Genomic DNA, 18,697 nt, shown 5'->3' with positions numbered 1-18,697 from the left:
TGACCTACTACACTAAACTCTTTGTAACCCAAAAGGAAAGCACCATGAAAACAACCGCTATTTTAACCGCCCTACTCTTTGCCGTTGTCACACCTGTGCAGGCTGCTTCGGAATTTGTGCTACACGGCAGCAACAAACCGCAAGAGCTAAACGCCAAAGCCCCTGTGCAAATCATCAATTTGTGGGCGACTTGGTGCGGCCCGTGTCGCAAAGAAATGCCTGCCATGAGCCGTTGGTACACGCAAAAAGGTAAACGCCAAAACGTGCAAATGGTAGGTATTGCCATGGACGAAACCGCCAACATCGCGCAATTTTTGAAAAGCACGCCTGTGTCGTATCCCATTTGGCGATACACGGGCAACAACAGCCGCGCGATGATGAAATCGTTTGGCAACCAAGTGGGCGCGTTGCCTTATACCGTGATTCGTGCGCCAAGCTGCAACCAACAGCAAGCCGTGTTAGGCGAATTGACCGAAGCGAAATTGGATAGCGCGGTGGCGGCGGTTAAGTCTAAATGTGGATTGAAGTAATCGTATCAATATAGCAAAGCAGCCTGCACATTTTATTCACAGAAAAATGCAGGCTGCTTTCATAGATTTTTTGTATGAAACAACGCATCAATCATCAACCCGTTTTTGTATTGAGCAGCAAACCATGGCGCGAAACCAGTTTGTGGCTAGAAGTATTCAGCCAAAACTACGGGCGCGTGGCTTTGTTGGCGCGAAGTGCGCGTACTCGCGGCTCGGAATTGCGTGGCGTACTTGTGCCGTTTGTGCCAATTAGCGTGTCGTGGTTTGGCAAAGAAGAGCTCAAAACCATACACCGCGCCGAATGGTTGGGCGGCTGGGCGCAACCGAAAAACCGTGCCTTGTTTAGCGCAATGTATGCCAACGAATTGGTGCTAAAACTCACGGTGCGAGAAGACCCAAATCCCGCCATTTATCAAGCCTTGCAACAACTTATGCAGCAAATCGCCCAAGCCACATCGCACACCGCAGCTTTGCGTTATTTTGAATGGCAACTGCTCAACGCTTTGGGTTACGCGCCCGACACGCAAACCGACCAGCACGGCAACGCAATTATTGCCGATGCCTATTATTTGCTACGCGCCGAACACGCAGCACAAGCCATAGAACCCAGTCAAGCCGTGTTGTCGCCCGATTCGTGTTTGATACAAGGCAACGTGTTGCACGCATTGCAACAAAGCAGCCTGCAACCCAATCAACTCAACAGCGCGTTGGCATTGAATCGCGTGTTGATTCAACACCATGTACCACACATCGCCAGCCGCCAAGTGTTACAACAACTGGCGCAACTAAAAAACAGTCTATAAGCCATGTCCACACAACCTTCACGCTTTTTGCCCCTGCTGCTTACCTTGGCGATTTTTATGCAAATGCTGGATTCCACCATCTTGAATACCGCATTGCCCAGCATGGCGCAAGATTTAAACCAATCGCCGTTACAAATGCAGGCTGCCGTGATTGCCTATTCGCTCACTTTGGCGTTGATTATGCCATTGAGCGGCTGGCTGTCCGACCGCTATGGCACAAAGCGCGTGTTCATCGCCGCCATGAGCGTGTTTATGGCAGGCTCGCTGTTGTGTGCAGTCGCAAGCAGCCTGCCGATGTTAGTGTTTGCGCGAGTAGTACAAGGCATGGGCGGCGCAATGTTAGCCCCCACGCCACGCATGGTTGTCATGCAAGCCTATGACAAAAGTCGCCTAATCAACGTGATGAATTACATCGTCATGCCTGCACTAATCGGCCCAATCATAGGCCCAATTGTTGGCAGTTATTTAGTGGAATACGCCACATGGCATTGGATTTTTCTGATTAACCTACCCTTTGGCTTTATCGCGATTGCTACCGCCATTCGCATCATGCCCAATTTCAAAAAAGAACAAAATCAACCGTTTGATTTACTCGGCTTTTTGCTATTTGGCGGCGGCGCATTGGGATTGAGTTTTGCCGTAGAAACCGCACAACACGCGCAGGCTGCTTGGTTTAGCAGCTTAACCGCCCTATTCTCACTGTGCGCGTGGTTTGGCTATTGGCAACACGCCAAGCAACACCCATCGCCCTTATACAACCTACAACTGCTGTCGGTTCGCACCTTTCGGCTCGGTTTAATCGGCAATTTATTTTGCAGATTGGGCATGAGCTGCTTGCCGTTTTTGCTACCGCTATTAGTGCAACTGGGATTGGGGCGCAGTCCAAGCCAAGCAGGCTGGGTGCTTGCGCCACTTGCCGCCGCGTCCATCATGGTCAAACCCACGATTAAACCGATTATCACGCGCTTGGGATACAGACGCACACTCGCCATCAACACCTGCCTAATTGGCTTGCTAACCCTTGCGCTGACCATTCCCGATGCCCATGCACCGCTGTGGCATTTGTTGCCGATTTTATTGCTACTGGGCGCGTGCAATTCCATACAATTTACGTCTATGAACACGCTCACGCTGGCAGATTTGCGCCCACAGCAAGCAGGCAGCGGCAGCAGTCTGATGACCGTAAACCAACAGCTTGCGATTAGCTTTGGCACAGCGATTGGCGCGGCATGGCTACAATTTTTCGCGCAACACAACCCAAGTAGCCTGCATACCGCCTTTCGCTACACATTTTGGGCGATTAGCAGCATGACGCTGTTGTCATCGCTCACGTTTTTGCGATTGCATTGGCGCGATGGCAGTAATTTGGTGCGTTGATTAAGACTTCCTGTAAAATGACCGTAGGTCGGGCAGGCTTGCCCGACACATTTCACAATATTCACAGATTTGTCGGGCTGCCAGCCCGACTTACGACTATTTTTCTGACACGTTTATCAACCCAAAGGACTTAAATATGACCAACCTATTCAAATGGCTATTCCCCTTTGCCCTATTGATGACAACCGCCTGCACCCAAGCCGAACCCACACAAAAAGTGCAGGCTGCTTCCGATAGCGTTGCCACCGCCCAAGTGCAGGCTGCTCGCGACAACACCCAATCGCTGATTTGGCAGATTAGCAAAACAGGTCAGCCCAATAGCGTACTCATTGGCACGGTACATATCGGCAAAACCAACAGCCAGTTGCCAGCCGATTTCCAAACCGCGTTGCAACAAAGTCAGCAGTTGGTGCTGGAAACCGAAGCCGTTGCACCCGAATATTTAGAAAAAAATCCCAATATCGCCATGCAGCTAATGGCAACTTTAATGGTAGAAAAATCGCTCAACAGCACCATTGGCAAAAAACGCATCGCCCCTGTACAACAAGTGTTCGTCCAATCCGTCATGCCCGAATTTGCTCAACTGTTTGCCCAGCCCGATGCACCGATTAGCCTTGCACCGTGGGCAATTTGGTTTCATTTGGGTTATGCCGACACGCCTGCTGGCTACGATTTTAATCACGGCATCGATATGTTGTTGGCAAAATCAGCGCAAGCGCAAAACAAGCCTGTATTGGGATTGGAATTGCTAGAACCGTATCAAATGTTAAGCCAACTGCCCGATGATGTTGCCATTCGCGGCATCGACAGCTATCTTGCCAACCGCAACAAAGCCATTGCCATGCAAGCCAAATTGTTGCGCGATTACGAGCAACGCAATGTTGCCGATTTATGGCAAGCCAGCCACGGTGCAGCCATTTTGGAAGACATAGACCCGCAAGACCACGCCATTATCGGCAAAATTGTTGATGGGCAAATTTTGTATCAACGCAATGCCAACTGGATTCCCAAGTTATCGCAATATTTGGCGCAAAAACCGACTTTGGTTGCGGTGGGTGCGGCGCATTTGTTTGGCGAAAAAGGCGTGATTGCCCTGTTGCGCCAACAAGGTTACACGGTTGAGCCGTATAAACCATAAATTCAAGTTATCTGTTTGACCTAAATCGCAAAAAAAACGATAATGCAGCCCAATTAAACAAGCAGCCTGCAACTGGTGCAGGCTGCTTCCTTTTGAAAGAACACATCACATGAAATCTCCAGAATTATTACTCCCAGCAGGTGGCTTAGAACGCATGCGCGCTGCTTTTGATTTTGGCGCAGACGCCGTTTACGCAGGTTCACCACGCTACTCACTTCGCGCCCGCAACAACGAATTTGCCAAATTAGACGTGTTGCGCCAAGGCATTACTGAAGCGCACGAGCGCAACAAAAAATTCTTTTTGACCGTAAATACCTTGCCGCACAACAGCAAACTCAAAACCTTCCACAGCGACATGGAACCCCTAATCGCCATGAAACCCGATGCGCTGATTATGGCTGACCCCGGTTTAATCATGGAAGTGCGCGAAAAATACCCAGACATGCCTATCCATTTATCCGTGCAAGCCAACACCACCAACTATTGGGGCGTGAAATTCTGGCAAAAAATGGGCGTAGAACGCATTATTTTGTCGCGCGAATTGAGCATGGACGAAATCGCCGAAATCCGCCAAGAATGCCCCGATATTGAATTGGAAGTATTCGTACATGGCGCATTGTGTATTGCGTATTCAGGACGTTGTTTATTATCAGGTTATTTCAACCACCGCGACCCAAATCAAGGCACTTGCACCAATTCTTGCCGTTGGGATTACAAGGTTCATGACGCGGTGGAAGACGAAATGGGCGACGCAAAATTATTGCAAGGTTTCAATTTCAATTCCGCGCAAGAAGAAGCCAATTCTGCTTTTGAAGGCATCAACGGACAACAACGCCACCCAGCCGCCAACAAAGTTTTCCTGATTGAAGAATCCAATCGCCCAGGTGAGATGATGCCAATCATGGAAGACGAACACGGCACATACATCATGAATTCCAAAGACTTACGCGCGATTGAGCAAGTGGCGAAATTGGCGGAAATCGGTGTAGACAGCCTGAAAGTAGAAGGGCGTACAAAATCGGTTTACTACGTTGCACGAGTGGCGCAGGCGTACCGCAAAGCAATTGATGACGCGGTTGCAGGCAAACCATTTGATTACGGCTTGTTGGCGGAATTGGAAGGCTTGGCAAATCGTGGCTACACATCAGGCTTTTTGGAACGCCATCAAACACAAGAATATCAAAATTATTTGTACGGACATTCCATTGCCAAACAATCACAATTTGTCGGACAAATCAGCGCGATTGACGCAGACGGTTGGGCAACGATTGACGTGAAAAATAAATTTTCTGTCGGCGATTTGCTGGAAATTATCCACCCGACTGGCAACCAGTTAATCACGTTGGCACAAATGAAACGCAAAGGCGAGTTTGTGGACGTGGCGGCAGGCAACGGCATTCAGGTGCAAATCCCGAATATGCAAGGGCGCGATAAAGCACTGGTGGCGCGTGTGATTCAGAACGATGCGCCAACCGCGTAAATAAGAAAGCAGCCTGCACTTTTCGTAAACAAAAATGCAGGCTGCTTTTTTACGCCCTTTTAATGCAAACTCCCTGTTTGCCCTATCAAACGCTTTTCTTCCAAGGCAAGCAACGCCGCCGACACGCCTTGTTCTATTTTTGCCAAGCTATCGGCTTGCGCTTCGTGATAGGCTTCGGCAAGCGCGTATTCAAAGCCCACCGCATCCGTGCCACCATGACTTTTGATAACCACGCCACGCAATCCCAAGAAAATCGCACCATTAAAACGGCGTGGGTCTAGCCGCTTTTTAAAGCCGTTGAGCGCAGGTAACGCGCCCAATGCACCCATTTTGGTAAACACATTGCGGTTAAACTCTTCTTTGATTGCGCTGCCCATAAATTTGACCGCGCCTTCAATCGTTTTCAATACCACATTGCCGACAAAACCGTCTGCCACCACCACATCTACTTCGCCACCAAAAATCGCATTGCTTTCCACATTGCCCACAAAGTGCAGGCTGCTTTCGCGCAACAAGCCAAAGGTTTGTTTGACCACTTCCGTGCCTTTGATGTCTTCCGTGCCAATGTTCAATAAGCCCACGCGCGGCGTTTTTTTGTCGGGATACAACGCAGCCACCAGCTCGCTACCCAATACCGCAAATTGCACCAACTGCTCTGCAGTGCAATCCACGTTTGCGCCCAAATCCAGCATCAGCGTTACTTTGCCGTCTTGGGCAGGCAAGAATTTCGCAATCGCAGGTCTGTCCACGTGTGGCAAAGTTTTCAGCACAAAACGCGCCGTTGCCATTAATGCGCCCGTATTGCCTGCCGACACCGCAGCTTGTGCGTTGCCCGATTTCACTTGCTCAATCGCCAAACGCATAGACGATTGTTTTTTATGCTTTAAAGCGTGTTGTGGTGCTTCGTCCATGCCCACGACTTCGCTGGCGTGGACGATTTCAATTCGCTGCATCGGCGCAGAAGTAGCCTGCAACGCATCACGCAATAAAGTTTCATCGCCCACCATCATCAAACGCACATTCGGCTCTTTTGCCAAAAACGACACCGCAGCAGGCACAGTAACCGCCAGCCCAATGTCGCCCCCCATCGCATCAACCGACAAAGTAATCATCTTGTTCCAATCTATTTCCGATTGCTGTAAACAAAGCAGCCTGCACCCAATTTATGTGCAGGCTGCCTGCTTATCGCATTATCCTGATTTATGCCGCTTCAACCTTATGCGCCGCACGATGATTGTGCGCGTCAATATCGGTTGCGTCCCACGGATAATTTACCCACCAGTCTTGCACTTCCAAGCCAGCGTAGTAATGCACACCTTCGGGAATTACGCCGCGTTTTTCTTTGATTTTATTATGAATAACCGCAAAACCCACTTCCGTAAAATTTTCTTTTTGCAATTCGCGCAACACAAATTCTGCCGTAACACGACTGTCATCTACTTCGTCCACCACCAAAATATTTTTGCCAACAATTTTTTCGGGGATTGGGTCAATCCATTGCACTTTTTGAATTTCGTCTGCCGTTTCACCGCTGCCCGATTCGTCCAAATAATAGGCAGTCGTTACCGCATAAATTGGCACATCAACAAAGCTACGCAACATACGCGCAGGAATAAAGCCGCCACCGCCAATCGCAATCATTGCATCATATTGAATGCCCGATGCCTGAATTTGCTCGGCAATTTTTTTAACGGTATGATGAATTTCATCATAAGTAAACCAAATTTTGTGTACCGTCATCACAATCTCCCAAAGCACTTAATATTACATAAACGAAAAAAGCCAGCCGAGTGCATCAACACGCAATCGCTGACTTTTTTCTGCATAACAGCCTTACTCGCCTTTGGCTTTCACAACTTTACGACCACGGTACATGCCGTTTGGCGAAATGTGGTGTGGGCGATGAACTTCACCTGTTGCGCCGTCCACAGACAAAGCTGGTGCAGTCAAAGCATCGTGAGAGCGGTGCATACCACGACGAGAAGGGGATTTTTTGTTTTGTTGAACAGCCATTTCAAGCTCCTAAAAATATATAATCAGTCAAAAAATAAACAGGTTAGTCCGATTTTTTCAAACCCGCCAACACGGCAAAAGGATTAGTTTTGTTTTGATTAACCGCATCTAAATCTGCATTGCCACAATCATCATGCTTGGGCGAAAACGGCAATGCCATTAATATTTGGTCTTCAATCAACGAGAAAACGTCTAATTCAGCTTCGAGCAACATACCTTCCAATTCTTCATCGGCAAGCATGGCTTCGTCTAGCGATTCTTCGTTTTCAAACAAAACAATTCGCACATTTTCATCTAGCGCAAAATGAACAGGCTGCATACAACGTTGACATTGCAAAGGCAAACTGCCCGAAAGCGTGAGCGCTAAAAACGGACGTTGCCATCTATCAACGCCACCTTGCAAAGTGTACGCCAATTCTGATGACAATTCGGTAAAATCGTGCGACCAAACGCGTTTGTCTAAATCATTCAATAAAACTTTGCCGCGCAGGTTTTCTTGCTTGATGGCAAACGCTTGGGGTTCAATCAATATTCGGTTTAACATAAACAGGGCATGATATAATTTTATTGCTTTGTAGTCAATATTTTTAACCGTTTTTTCAGATTTATTTGTCATTGGACACAGGAGTTTTGACGATGAGTTTACCGATTATTTTGGCTTCTACTTCGGTTTTTCGGCAGCAGCAGTTGCGAACATTGGGCGTGGATTTTGTTGCGGCAAAACCGATGTTTGACGAAACGCCTTTGGCTGGCGAATCGCCATCGGATACAGCTTTGCGGTTGGCTATTGGCAAGGCGCAATCGTTGGCGCAACATTATCCGCAGCATTTGATTATTGGGGCTGACCAAGTGGCGTGGTGCAACAATCGTCAGCTCGGTAAACCGATGTCGGTAGAAAAGGCGGCGGCGATGTTGGCGGAATTGTCGAGGCAGCGCATTGAATTTTATAGCGCGGTTTGTGTGCTGGACACGAGTGCAGGCTGCTTGCGGCATCATGTGGACAAAACAGTAGTGCAAATGCGTGTGTTGTCGCCCGAGCAAATTCGCCATTATTTGGCGCGTGAGCCTGATGCGATTTATTGTGCAGGTGCGGCAAAAAGCGAAGGTCTGGGTGCGGCGTTGTTGGAGCGCATCGATAGTTCTGACCCGAATGCGTTGATTGGTTTGCCAATTTTTTGGTTGGTGTCGTGTTTGAATGAATTGGGTATTGATGTAATTTAAAAAGTGCAGGCTGCTTTTGAAATAGAAAAAGCAGCCTGCACTTTTTGTTTAGCGTTTTTGTTGATGCGAAATCAATTTGTTCAACGCAATCACCAGTTGTTCATCGGTAAACGGTTTGCAAATAAAGCCACGCGCACCGTATTGCAACGCGCGTAATCCAGTTTGTCTATCCGATAAAGCCGATACCACCAAAATACTGGTGTTTTGGCTTAATGCACGAATTTGTTTAATGCACTCCAAACCGTCCAAATTGGGCATGGTCAAATCCATGGTAACCAAATCGGGTTTGTGTTCTTTAAACATTTCTACTGCTTTTGCACCGTCTGATGCAGTAGCAACCACTTGAATATCCAAGCCCTGAATACTGCGTTCAATTCGATTTCGAATGATGTTGGAATCATCTACAATCATTAATGTAGGCATTCTTATCCCCTATTCTAAATTATTTTCCCTGCGGAAATTTGATACTAAAACGAGTGTATTGATGCGCTGCGGTAGTCACACCAATGCGTCCACCAATGCTTTGAATCTCATCTTTAATAATATCCATTCCCACACCACGACCTGCATCTTCCGATTCGTTTGCTGCGGTTGAAAAACCATTGCTAAACATCATGTTCAACAATTGTTTTTGCTCGGCATTGGGTGCGGCATCTGCTGCCAGCAAGCCCAAGTTCACAGCTTTTTGGCGAATGGCTTCAAAATCGATGCCATTGCCATCGTCTTCCGCTGCCAAGACCAAATTGCCATCGGCTTGTTGGGTCAATGTTAATTTGAGCGTACCCATTGCAGGTTTGCCACGAGCTTGGCGTACTTCGGGTGCTTCAATGCCGTGCACCACCGAATTACGCAAAAGCTGAATCATAACATTTTTTAACTTGTCCCATTGCGATTCTTTGATTTCGTATTGGTCAAAACCGCTTACAACCAACTGCGCTTGTTTGTTATTGCGCGTGGCAATGTCGCCAACAAATTGTTTCAAGAAATCGACTTGCGCTGTGGCAAATGTGCGCCAAGCGGGTTCTGTGCTGCTTGGTGCTGCCGCTTGATTGGCGTGCGAGCCAGCTTCTTGCCCCATGCGACCGCTGTAATTTTTCAAAATATCGAACAAGCGATACAAGTCTTCCAACAATACCACCAAGCCAAAGAAGTCTTGACCAGTCAAGCTTCTGGAATTTCGCATCACTTTCAAAGACTCTTCAAACGATTCGCAAATACCTACCATGCGTTGCAATTTGAGCGATGATGCTTCGCCTTTGATTTTGTGAATTAAACGAGCAATATATTGTACTTTGCCTTGCAATTCATACGAATCTGAACCTGGTGATTTCAAAATTTGGTTGATTTCATCCAAATTTTGCGTACTGCTGCCGATAAAGTTGTTCAGCAACACAGGATTGGTATTCAAAATAGTGCTGAGCATTTCCATTTCGCGGTTTTCTTGCTCTTTTTGCGCTTCCAAGCTGGCTTGCAACATCACCGATTCGGTTGTATCGGTTACGCTGACCAATACACGTTCGATTTTGTCGTTAATCCATACGCGGAAGAATTTGAAATCCATAAAACGCAATTCATTGGTGCGTTCATCTTGTACGCTAATGCGGTTAAGCGGATTCAAGTCTTCAATCAAATCTTCCATTACCCAGTCGCTATACAACTGTTCAATAAAGAATTTTGTGGTTTCGACTTCTTCGGGTGGTACAAATTTATCCAATACATCGAGCAAGTTTTTGTTACCCAAATCTTTTTGCCCCAAAATGTCTTCCAAGCGGCGAGAATATTGGCTACCAATGGTCAAATCTTTGTCCACCAAGAACAAACCTTCGTTCACCGACACCATGATTTCGCTCATCTCTTCGTTGGCAATCGCCAGTTTGTGGTCATTGGCAACCAATTGACGCAGCGCACCAAACACAATCATGAAGAACAAAACCACCGCCGCGATAATACCGCCCAGTTGGAATTTTTGCAGCATCGATGCTTGTGCGACCACTTCGCTATTTAACGCCGCTGCTAATTGTGAAGAGTCGGTCAGCAAGGTTTGGTTATACAAACGTGAATAGTCCACCAAGTAGTCACTCACTTGTTTTCTTAAATTAGCTTGATTGCCTTGATTTGACGACAAAAAGCTATCAATCAAACCCAAATACGGTTCCCAAACTTGGCGCAAATTGGCTGCGTGGTACGCGGCTTTTGCGTTGCCTGATACCGCGCTAATGGTAACAGAGCTGCCGTCTTGCGTAGTGACTTCGCCACCTTTTTCAAATGCAGATAAAGTGCTTTCGAATTTATCGCGAATTTGCTTAATCTCTTGCAAACGGAACAAGGCTTCTTGTGGCAAATCTGCCAAAGCAACATCGCCTGTTTTGGCATTGGTTTCAGGCATAGCCACATCGCTGGCTGCTGCCGCTGTTGTCGTTGCAGCAGGTTTGTTTACTTGCTCTGCCAAATACAGGTTAATATCCAACAAGTTTTTAGATAATTGTTGAATCGATGCACCTTGCTCACCTGCTACGTTAATAATTTGTGTGTTTTGTGCCAAACGGCTGGTTGACCACGCACTCAAACCCAGCAATGCAACGGTTAAAATCAAAAACAACACAACCAATGAAATCAAGCCTGAGTATTTGCGTAACCCAACTGGGCTATTACTGATTTTTTTCATTTTATTCTCCAAATATCATCATGATTTTATTTGCTTACTCGTTGGATAAAGGCATCAAGATTATTGGAATTGATGTCTTGATACGGCACTTTGACCACTTTGTATTCCACACCATGTTCGATGCCACTCATCACAGGATTGCCAGCCGCTAAATTAGCTGCCATTCGCACGGCGGTTTTGGCTTGTTCATCGTAGTCGTTGAATACTGTGCCAACTAAATCACCATTTTTAACGGCTTCTAGCGCAGTTTTAGAACCATCAATACCAAAAATCGGTAATTTAACGCCATGTTTTTTCAATGTGTTGATTGCACCTAATGCCATACTGTCGTTGTTTGCCAAAATCACTTCAACATTTTGGAATTCTGGCAATGCAAGCCATTTTTCCAAAAGCTCTTCTGCTTCGGCGGTTTGGAACATGGCAGTATCTTGCAAAACTTTGGCAACAGGTACACCAGAGTTTGGATAAAACTCCATAGTGCTAACCGACCATTTGGTACGCGCTTGTGCACCTGCGTGTCCTGGAACGCCTTCAATCATGGCATATTGCACCACGCCATCTTTGTTTTTGTCCCATTCTGGGTGAGCTTTCCATGCGTTTAACACTTGCAAACCTTGCAATACGCCAGCCTGCGCGGCATCGCCATCGACAAAGTATGCCGTGTCGCAAGAAGCCAAGTTTTTATCGCCAGGGCTACGGTTGATGTACACCACAGGGATTTTGGCTTGACACATTTTGCGAACAAAATCGCCGCCTTTGCTCACATCTGCCAAATTGACTACCAAGGCTTTTGCGCCACGTTGAATCATGTCTTGCAACTGAGCATCTTGTTTGTCTTGATTGTCTTCTGCGCTCTCGACAAACAATTTTAGGCTGCTGTGGTCTTTGCCTGCTTGTTCAAAAGCAGCATACATACCTTGGAAAAAGGGGTTAGTGCGAATATCACTTACGTTTGCGCCCACTGTGGCGGTGGGATAATTGTTTTTTTCGGCTGCTGCAGTTTGTTGTGTGTTTTGACCACACGCAGCAACAGAAAATAGCACAAAAGGTAGTAAGGTTAGCATTTTCATAATTTGCTCCCAATAAAATTCATCATTTAAATATGTTAGTTATTTGTAATGAAACAATATTCTGAATGGACGTACTGTTTGATAACGAATTGTAAAGAATTACAAGGCATTTCGCTATACATTCGACTATATTATTTACAAATATTTGTTTGTGTTGTATTTCAATCAAACAAAAAAAGCAGCCTGCACTTTCAAAAATAAAAGTGCAGGCTGCTTTGAATTAGGTGCAGGCTGCTTATTCCTTATCCCAAATGCGATTGGTTGGCTGGCGCAAATAAACGGCATCGTCAAACGTGGCGAGTTGTTCGGGTTTGAAGGCGACACAAACGGCTGCGCCAATGCCGCTTAAAAAGGCTTCGCCCCACGCCAGTAAAAAGAAAATGGGAAAGGCTTGTTGCCAAATGATTGCGCTGGATAAGACATCGGCAAAATACAATACGCTACACACCAGCAAGCCTGTCAGCAGCATACCGAATGCGCCCGATAGAAAGCCTGCACAAAAAATGTAGATGAACACGTTTTTAGGTAGCCTGCACAATAATTGTTGCCGAATCAGCGCGTTGAGCAAACACGCTGGTACAACCACACACAAGGCGTTCAACGCGAATGGGGCGACAAAACCGCTGCTTTGTTGGGCGATGCCAAACAGCAGCAAGATGCTGCTGCCCAGTAAAAGTGCCATAGGCGTACCAAGCATTAGGCTGATTAAATTGAGTCCCAACAAATGATAGCTCATACCTGCCAGTTGTCCTGCTTCTACGCGCACGTTCAATGCCCACAACAAGGCGAACAAGGCGATGGCTATGGGTAAGCGTGGTAGCTGGGATAAAAGGTGCAGGCTGCTTTTGTGGCGAACAAAGCAGCCTGCAATTAGGCAAGCGTATGCGAGCCATGTTGCCCAAATCAAACCGATATGGGGCAACCAGTGGGGCAAAAAAGTCATGATTGAGTTGATTAATGTGGATAATGCGTTTCTTCGTATTCGTGGATTGGCTCGGCGGCTTCAATGGGCGTTTCGTGAATCAAATCGGCGGCTGGCGCAAACCATTTCCCAAGCGACTTCAACAGCGGTTTTTAAACTGCCCGAATGCGCCTTGCCTGTGCCTGCCAAATCCAACGCTGTGCCGTGGTCTACCGATGTGCGGATAAACGGCAAACCCAGCGTAATGTTCACACCACCACCAAAACTGGCGTGTTTCAACACAGGTAAACCTTGGTCGTGATACGCTGCCAACACCGCATCGGCATCGTCCAAATAAAACGGCTGAAACAGCGTGTCGGCTGGCAATGGGTCGGTGATGTTTACGCCACGTTGGCGCAATATTTGGGCGGTTGGCTGCATGATTTCCAGTTCTTCACGCCCCAAATGTCCGCCCTCGCCTGCGTGTGGATTGAGTCCTGCCAACAAGATTTTGGGCGATTGAATACCAAATTTGTTTTGCAAATCGTTGTGCAAAATGGTCGCCACACTGTCTATCAATTCGGGCGTAATCGCGTCTGCCACTTCACGCAAGGGCAAATGGGTGGTCAGCAACGCCACGCGCATTCCGCCGCCTGCGAGCATCATCACGACTTGTGGCGTGTGGGATTTTTCGGCTAGGTATTCAGTGTGCCCGCTAAAATAAAGTTGTTCGCCAAAGTGGTCGTTGATGACACCTTTGTGGACGGGCGCGGTTACCATACCTGCAAATTCGCCGTTGTTGATGCCGTGCATGGCGCGGTCTAGCAATTCAATCACATACGGTGCGTTGTGCGGATTGAGTTCGCCTGCCGTGCAATCGGTTTTGAGTGGAATGTGTAGGACTTCTAGCTCATTGGGTGCAGGCTGCTTTTTTGCGTCAAAATCGCGCAAAGCAATCGTTTTGCCCAGCATTTTGGCGCGATTTGCCAGCAGGTTTTTATCGCCCAACACGACAACGCGACAGGGCAAATTCATGTGCGCCAAATCCAAGCAAATGTCTGCGCCAATGCCTGCGGGTTCGCCTGCGGTTATCGCTAAAATTGGGGTGTTCATGGGCTGCTTTCTTGTGAAAATGCACGCATCATACCTGAATTTGCGTTCAGCAACATAACAAAGCAGCCTGCACACCATTTGGCACAATACGCAAGCTGCAAACTATGTTGGCAAACACGTTCAAATTCCCGTGGTGTATGGCGGCGAATTTGGCATGGATTTGGCGGCGGTAGCGCAATTTCATCGCGTGTCGGTCGAATAATTGGTGCGCGAACACACGCGTTACACCTATACCGTTTTTATGATGGGCTTTCAGGCTGGTTTTCCGTATTTGGGCGGCTTGCCCGAGCATTTGCACACGCCGCGCACGCGCATTGCCACAGGTTCGGTGGGCATTGGTGGCGCACAAACAGGCGTGTATCCGTTTGCATCGCCAGCAGGTTGGCAAATTTTGGGCAAAACCGATTTACCTTTGTTTGATGCAGCCTGCAATCCACCCACTTTGTTGAGCGCAGGCGATACGGTGCAATTTATAGTGGATTAAATTTAGATTAGGACAAGGCGACAACGACCGCCGTGTACAGCTAGTACATAAGGGAGTTGGCAACGCTGTACTAGTTTAAATTTAATTCACTATACCTAAATCAAAGATTTGGACAAAAAAGCAGCCTGCACTTTTTGGTTGATGAAAAGTGCAGGCTGCTTCGGTTGTTTAGATGATTCAATCAACTAGACGCTTTTTTAAACGCAGCATCGGCATCATCAAAGCGTTGTTGTACGGCTGCGCTCGGTGCTGGGCTCAACAGCGAACCTACGACAATCGCCATCACACAAGCAATAAAGCCTGGCACAATTTCATACAAACTGCTGCCTGTGAGTGGCTTCCACGCTACCACCACCGCCGCGCCTGCTACCATGCCAGCCAACGCGCCTGCTGCGGTCATACGTTTCCAAAACAGCGAGAAAATCACCGCAGGCCCAAACGCCGCGCCAAAACCAGCCCACGCATACGACACCAATCCCAACACTTTGCTGTTTGGGTCAGACGCAATCAAAATCGCAATCACGGCAATCGCCAACACCATGACACGTCCCACCCACACCAATTCGGCTTGTGGGGCGTTGGGGCGCAGAAAGCCTTTGTAGAAGTCTTCGGTAATCGCACTAGAACACACGAGCAGTTGGCAAGACAAGGTGGACATGACTGCTGCCAAAATCGCCGACAAAATCACGCCTGCAATCCATGGGTTGAACAAAATAGTAGTCAGAGCGATGAAAATGCGCTCGTGGTCGCCATTCATGATAGCGGCTTCTTGTGAGTGCTGACCAAAGTAAGCAATACCAAAATAACCAACGGCACACGCGCCACCCAAACACAAAATCATCCAAGTCATACCAATGCGGCGTGCGTTTACCAGCGATTTCACGCTTTCGGCTGCCATAAATCGCGCCAAAATGTGCGGCTGACCAAAATAGCCCAAACCCCATGCGGCGGTAGAAATAATGCCCATCAGCGTTGTGCCAGCCAGCAGGCTATCGTATTGTTTGCCTGAACTTTGCACCATCATTTGCAAAGCAGCCTGCATTTCGTCTGCGCCACCCAAGCTCAAATACACCATAATTGGGGTAACGATGAGCGCGAAAATCATCAAACTGGCTTGAATCGTGTCCGTCCAGCTCACTGCCAAAAAGCCGCCAATGAACGTGTACACAATGGTTGCGCCTGCGCCCAACCACATGGCTTGTGTATAGGAAATATCAAACAGACTTTGGAACAATCGCGCCCCTGCCACAATGCCCGAAGCGCAGTAAATTGTGAAGAAAAACAAGATGATTGATGCCGAAATCACTTTCATTGCATGACCTGTTGCGCCAAAACGATGATAGAAATAATCGGGCAAGGTGAGTGCGTTATTGTTGTATTCAGTGTGAACACGAAGTCGCCCAGCCACCAGCAACCAGTTCAGCCACGCGCCAACGGTTAAGCCAATCGCAATCCACGATTCGCTCAAACCAGTCAGATAAATCGCGCCTGGCAAACCCATCAGCAGCCAGCCCGACATATCGGACGCGCCTGCCGACAACGCGGTTACGAACGCGCCTAAACTGCGTCCGCCCAGAATGTAGTCATCAAAGTTGCGTGTGGAAAAATAAGCTGCCATGCCAATGAGCAATACGACAATCAAATAAATGCCAAAAGTTATATACATCGGATTCATGTGAAATCCTTTCGTAAACAAGATTAAAAAAGATGCAAATTGCACCGTGTTTGTTTTTCTGATAATGGCATTTAACCTGAATTAACAAAAATCGTCAAGATTTTCACGTTTGAAATGATGCGTTTACCAAAATCCGCAAACGCCCTACAATACGCGTCCATGAAGACACAAAACTCAACTATTCCCACCGCTTTGGCGATTATCGCGCCGACAGCCAGCGGCAAAACTGCGTTGGCATTGGCAATCGCGCAAGCTGTGCCGTGCGAAATCATTAGCTTGGACAGCGCGTTGGTGTATCGCGACATGGACATTGGCACGGCAAAACCCACCGCGCAGGAATTGGCAAGCGTACCGCACCATTTAATCAATATAATCAGCCCATTAGAAACATACAGCGCAGCGGATTTTGTGCACGATTGCTTGCATTTGGTGGACGAAATTCGCGCCAAAGGCAAATTGCCGCTTATTGTTGGCGGAACGATGATGTATTACCACGCGCTCACACAAGGCTTGAACGCACTGCCCGAAGCCGATGCCGCCACGCGCGAACGCTTACAACAGGTCAAACAGGCGCACGGTTTGGCGCATTTGTATGATTTGTTGCAACAAGCCGATCCAGTCACCGCCCAACGTTTATCGCCCAGCGACACACAACGCATTGAACGCGCTTTGGAAGTGTTTTGGCTCACAGGCAAGCCCTTGTCGCAACATTTTGCCGAACAAACCATGCAGCCTACATTATTGAATCTGCCGACCATTGCGCTGATTGCCGAACAACGCCACGCGCTGCACCAGCAAATCAACCAACGCTTTATCCAAATGATAAATAACGGTTTTTTGGACGAAGTGCGCCAGTTGCAACAACGCTATCCTGCGCTGCACCCCGATATGCCGTCTATGCGCTGCGTGGGCTATCGCCAAGCGTGGGCTCATTTGGCTGACGAAACGGACTTTGAAAACTTTGTGGAACAAGGGCAAGCTGCCACGCGCCAGTTGGCAAAACGCCAGCTCACTTGGTTACGCAAAATGCAGCCTGCACACGTTTTTGACCCATTTACCCAACGCGATTATGTGCCACGCGCCATAGAAATAGCTCAACAACTACAATCGTCCTAATTATGTTTACTCCCGCTCCACTTCGCCGCCGCCTGTTTGCCCTGTGTTACGAATCTTTGCTAGTCGGCTCTGTTTCGCTGCTGGCAGGTTTGTTTGCTGGTGGCATTTTGACCTTACTGCCCAGCGCAATCGCCCAACACAACTGGTTTTCATCACTTTTAACCGTGTTGATTTTACTCGGCTCGTGGTGGCTTTATTTTCGCCTAAACTGGCAACGCGAAGGGCAAACCCTGCCCATGCGCGTGTGGAAAATCGGCTTATCCGACAAACAAAGCAGCCTGCACCCACACCGCAGCGTGTTGTTGCGCCGTTATTTGTGGGCGTGCGTGTTTTTGGTGTTTATTCCATTGCTGGCGTATCAAACCTTGCGTTATCAAGGCATTGCGCCGCGTTCTGCCACTTGGTTGTCGCTGTTTTGGTGGATTTTGCCGTGGGGATTTGCGCTGCTGAATCGCCGCCGACAGTTTTTGTATGATTACTTGGCTGGCACGGAATTGGTGGATTTGCGCGAGCGGTAATCCATGTGAAAAAGCAGCCTGCACTTTTGTTTATGGAAAGTGCAGGCTGCTTTGTTCTTTATTGGTATTATAGTGGATTAAATTTAGATTAGGACAAGGCGACAACGACCGCCGTGTACACCTAGTACATAAGGGAGTTGGCAACGCTGTACTAATCTAAATTTAATTCACTATATTACTTCAAAAACTGCTGGGCAATGCGTAACACATCGTCCAAACCAAAGCCATCGGCATCGGCGGCTGTGCCGTTTGGCGTGATAGCGTTGATGATTTGCGGCAAATATTGCGACAACACATTGCCTGCATCGCCCACATTCAAGCCCACGCTTTGTGCGGCTTGTTGCAAATGATTGCCCAGCGCGTTTTGCAAATCACCACCGCTAACCGCTTGATTTGCGCCATTGCCAATCCAGCTTTGCAACGCGTCGCCCAAACCGCCTTGTTGCAACTGCCCAAGCAAGCCGCCAATGTCGCCGCCATTTTGTTGCACCAGTTGCGTAATTAACTGAATCGCTTGTCCTTGTTCGCTGTTGCCTACCATTGCCGATGTAGCAACGCTCACCAAAGAATCAAAAAGTCCCATGTGTGCGTCC

Annotated in this window: 21 protein-coding genes; 9 read left to right on the top strand and 12 right to left on the bottom strand. The window is 47.9% G+C overall.

What is annotated here, in order from left to right; translation table 11 throughout:
* Positions 1-44: 44 nt before the first annotated feature.
* The 5 genes from BQ5809_RS03465 to trhP all read left to right on the top strand — a co-directional run bounded on the left by BQ5809_RS03465 (position 45) and on the right by trhP (position 5,328).
* Positions 45-530, top strand: coding sequence for a TlpA disulfide reductase family protein (locus tag BQ5809_RS03465; RefSeq protein ID WP_003785224.1), 486 nt, complete (start codon positions 45-47; stop codon positions 528-530).
* A 74-nt stretch (positions 531-604) separates the two neighbouring features.
* Positions 605-1,333, top strand: coding sequence for a DNA repair protein RecO (gene recO / locus BQ5809_RS03460; RefSeq protein WP_003785223.1), 729 nt, complete (start codon positions 605-607; stop codon positions 1,331-1,333).
* A 3-nt stretch (positions 1,334-1,336) separates the two neighbouring features.
* Positions 1,337-2,710, top strand: a complete 1,374-nt coding sequence (locus BQ5809_RS03455) for a DHA2 family efflux MFS transporter permease subunit (protein WP_032827579.1) — start codon at positions 1,337-1,339, stop codon at positions 2,708-2,710.
* Positions 2,711-2,846: 136 nt separating this feature from the next.
* The gene (locus BQ5809_RS03450) at positions 2,847-3,848 is read left to right on the top strand and encodes a TraB/GumN family protein (protein WP_003785221.1); all 1,002 of its coding nucleotides are present in this window, start codon (positions 2,847-2,849) and stop codon (positions 3,846-3,848) included.
* A 109-nt stretch (positions 3,849-3,957) separates the two neighbouring features.
* Entirely contained in the window at positions 3,958-5,328 is a 1,371-nt protein-coding gene (gene trhP / locus BQ5809_RS03445) for a prephenate-dependent tRNA uridine(34) hydroxylase TrhP (protein ID WP_003785219.1), read from the top strand.
* Positions 5,329-5,387: 59 nt separating this feature from the next.
* On the opposite strand, the gene plsX is transcribed toward trhP, so the two are convergent.
* The 4 genes from plsX to BQ5809_RS03425 form a co-directional block, all read right to left on the bottom strand.
* A complete protein-coding gene (gene plsX / locus BQ5809_RS03440; protein ID WP_003785217.1) occupies positions 5,388-6,440 on the bottom strand; it encodes a phosphate acyltransferase PlsX in 1,053 nt (350 codons plus the stop codon).
* 88 nt (positions 6,441-6,528) lie between these two features.
* Positions 6,529-7,068: a phosphoribosyltransferase gene (locus tag BQ5809_RS03435; protein ID WP_003791369.1), complete on the bottom strand. Its 540-nt coding sequence runs from the start codon at positions 7,066-7,068 to the stop codon at positions 6,529-6,531.
* A gap of 93 nt (positions 7,069-7,161) precedes the next feature.
* Positions 7,162-7,341, bottom strand: a complete 180-nt coding sequence (gene rpmF / locus BQ5809_RS03430; protein WP_003785213.1) for a 50S ribosomal protein L32 — start codon at positions 7,339-7,341, stop codon at positions 7,162-7,164.
* A 43-nt stretch (positions 7,342-7,384) separates the two neighbouring features.
* A complete protein-coding gene (locus BQ5809_RS03425; protein ID WP_032827577.1) occupies positions 7,385-7,885 on the bottom strand; it encodes a YceD family protein in 501 nt (166 codons plus the stop codon).
* Positions 7,886-7,977: 92 nt separating this feature from the next.
* On the opposite strand from BQ5809_RS03425, the gene BQ5809_RS03420 reads away from it, so the two are divergent.
* Positions 7,978-8,562, top strand: coding sequence for a Maf family protein (locus BQ5809_RS03420; protein ID WP_003785209.1), 585 nt, complete (start codon positions 7,978-7,980; stop codon positions 8,560-8,562).
* A 48-nt stretch (positions 8,563-8,610) separates the two neighbouring features.
* On the opposite strand, the gene BQ5809_RS03415 is transcribed toward BQ5809_RS03420, so the two are convergent.
* The 6 genes from BQ5809_RS03415 to BQ5809_RS11540 all read right to left on the bottom strand — a co-directional run bounded on the left by BQ5809_RS03415 (position 8,611) and on the right by BQ5809_RS11540 (position 14,528).
* Positions 8,611-8,985 (bottom strand): response regulator, encoded by a 375-nt coding sequence (locus tag BQ5809_RS03415; RefSeq protein WP_223877574.1) that lies wholly within the window; start codon positions 8,983-8,985, stop codon positions 8,611-8,613.
* A gap of 19 nt (positions 8,986-9,004) precedes the next feature.
* Positions 9,005-11,227 carry an ATP-binding protein gene (locus tag BQ5809_RS03410; RefSeq protein WP_003785204.1) on the bottom strand — a complete coding sequence of 741 codons (2,223 nt, stop codon included), beginning with the start codon at positions 11,225-11,227 and terminating at the stop codon, positions 9,005-9,007.
* Between the two features lie 26 nt (positions 11,228-11,253).
* Complete coding sequence (locus tag BQ5809_RS03405; RefSeq protein WP_003785202.1) at positions 11,254-12,297, bottom strand: galactose ABC transporter substrate-binding protein; 1,044 nt, start codon at positions 12,295-12,297, stop codon at positions 11,254-11,256.
* A gap of 235 nt (positions 12,298-12,532) precedes the next feature.
* Positions 12,533-13,240, bottom strand: a complete 708-nt coding sequence (locus tag BQ5809_RS03400; protein ID WP_003785200.1) for an energy-coupling factor ABC transporter permease — start codon at positions 13,238-13,240, stop codon at positions 12,533-12,535.
* Between the two features lie 60 nt (positions 13,241-13,300).
* Complete coding sequence (pdxA, locus tag BQ5809_RS03395) at positions 13,301-14,311, bottom strand: 4-hydroxythreonine-4-phosphate dehydrogenase PdxA (RefSeq protein ID WP_032827574.1); 1,011 nt, start codon at positions 14,309-14,311, stop codon at positions 13,301-13,303.
* 46 nt (positions 14,312-14,357) lie between these two features.
* Positions 14,358-14,528 (bottom strand): hypothetical protein, encoded by a 171-nt coding sequence (locus BQ5809_RS11540; protein WP_420911737.1) that lies wholly within the window; start codon positions 14,526-14,528, stop codon positions 14,358-14,360.
* Here BQ5809_RS11540 and BQ5809_RS03390 point away from each other — a divergent pair.
* A complete protein-coding gene (locus tag BQ5809_RS03390) occupies positions 14,517-14,795 on the top strand; it encodes a 5-oxoprolinase subunit B family protein (RefSeq protein WP_420911736.1) in 279 nt (92 codons plus the stop codon). The genes BQ5809_RS11540 and BQ5809_RS03390 overlap by 12 nt on opposite strands.
* 181 nt (positions 14,796-14,976) lie before the next feature.
* Here BQ5809_RS03390 and putP read toward each other — a convergent pair whose 3' ends face one another.
* Positions 14,977-16,470, bottom strand: a complete 1,494-nt coding sequence (gene putP, locus BQ5809_RS03385; protein WP_003785191.1) for a sodium/proline symporter PutP — start codon at positions 16,468-16,470, stop codon at positions 14,977-14,979.
* Between the two features lie 159 nt (positions 16,471-16,629).
* Here putP and miaA point away from each other — a divergent pair, with 159 nt between their 5' ends.
* On the top strand, positions 16,630-17,586 hold the full coding sequence (miaA, locus tag BQ5809_RS03380) for a tRNA (adenosine(37)-N6)-dimethylallyltransferase MiaA (RefSeq protein WP_032827654.1): 957 nt from the start codon (positions 16,630-16,632) through the stop codon (positions 17,584-17,586).
* Between the two features lie 2 nt (positions 17,587-17,588).
* Positions 17,589-18,104 (top strand): RDD family protein, encoded by a 516-nt coding sequence (locus tag BQ5809_RS03375; protein WP_032134018.1) that lies wholly within the window; start codon positions 17,589-17,591, stop codon positions 18,102-18,104.
* A gap of 175 nt (positions 18,105-18,279) precedes the next feature.
* Here BQ5809_RS03375 and BQ5809_RS03370 read toward each other — a convergent pair whose 3' ends face one another.
* On the bottom strand, positions 18,280-18,687 hold the full coding sequence (locus BQ5809_RS03370; protein WP_003785184.1) for a YidB family protein: 408 nt from the start codon (positions 18,685-18,687) through the stop codon (positions 18,280-18,282).
* Between the last annotated feature and the right edge of the window lie 10 nt (positions 18,688-18,697).

The sequence above is a fragment of the Kingella kingae ATCC 23330 genome (assembly GCF_900111845.1).
In the GTDB taxonomy this organism is placed as follows: Bacteria; Pseudomonadota; Gammaproteobacteria; order Burkholderiales; family Neisseriaceae; genus Kingella; species Kingella kingae.
This window is presented reverse-complemented; position numbering and strand designations above follow the sequence as displayed.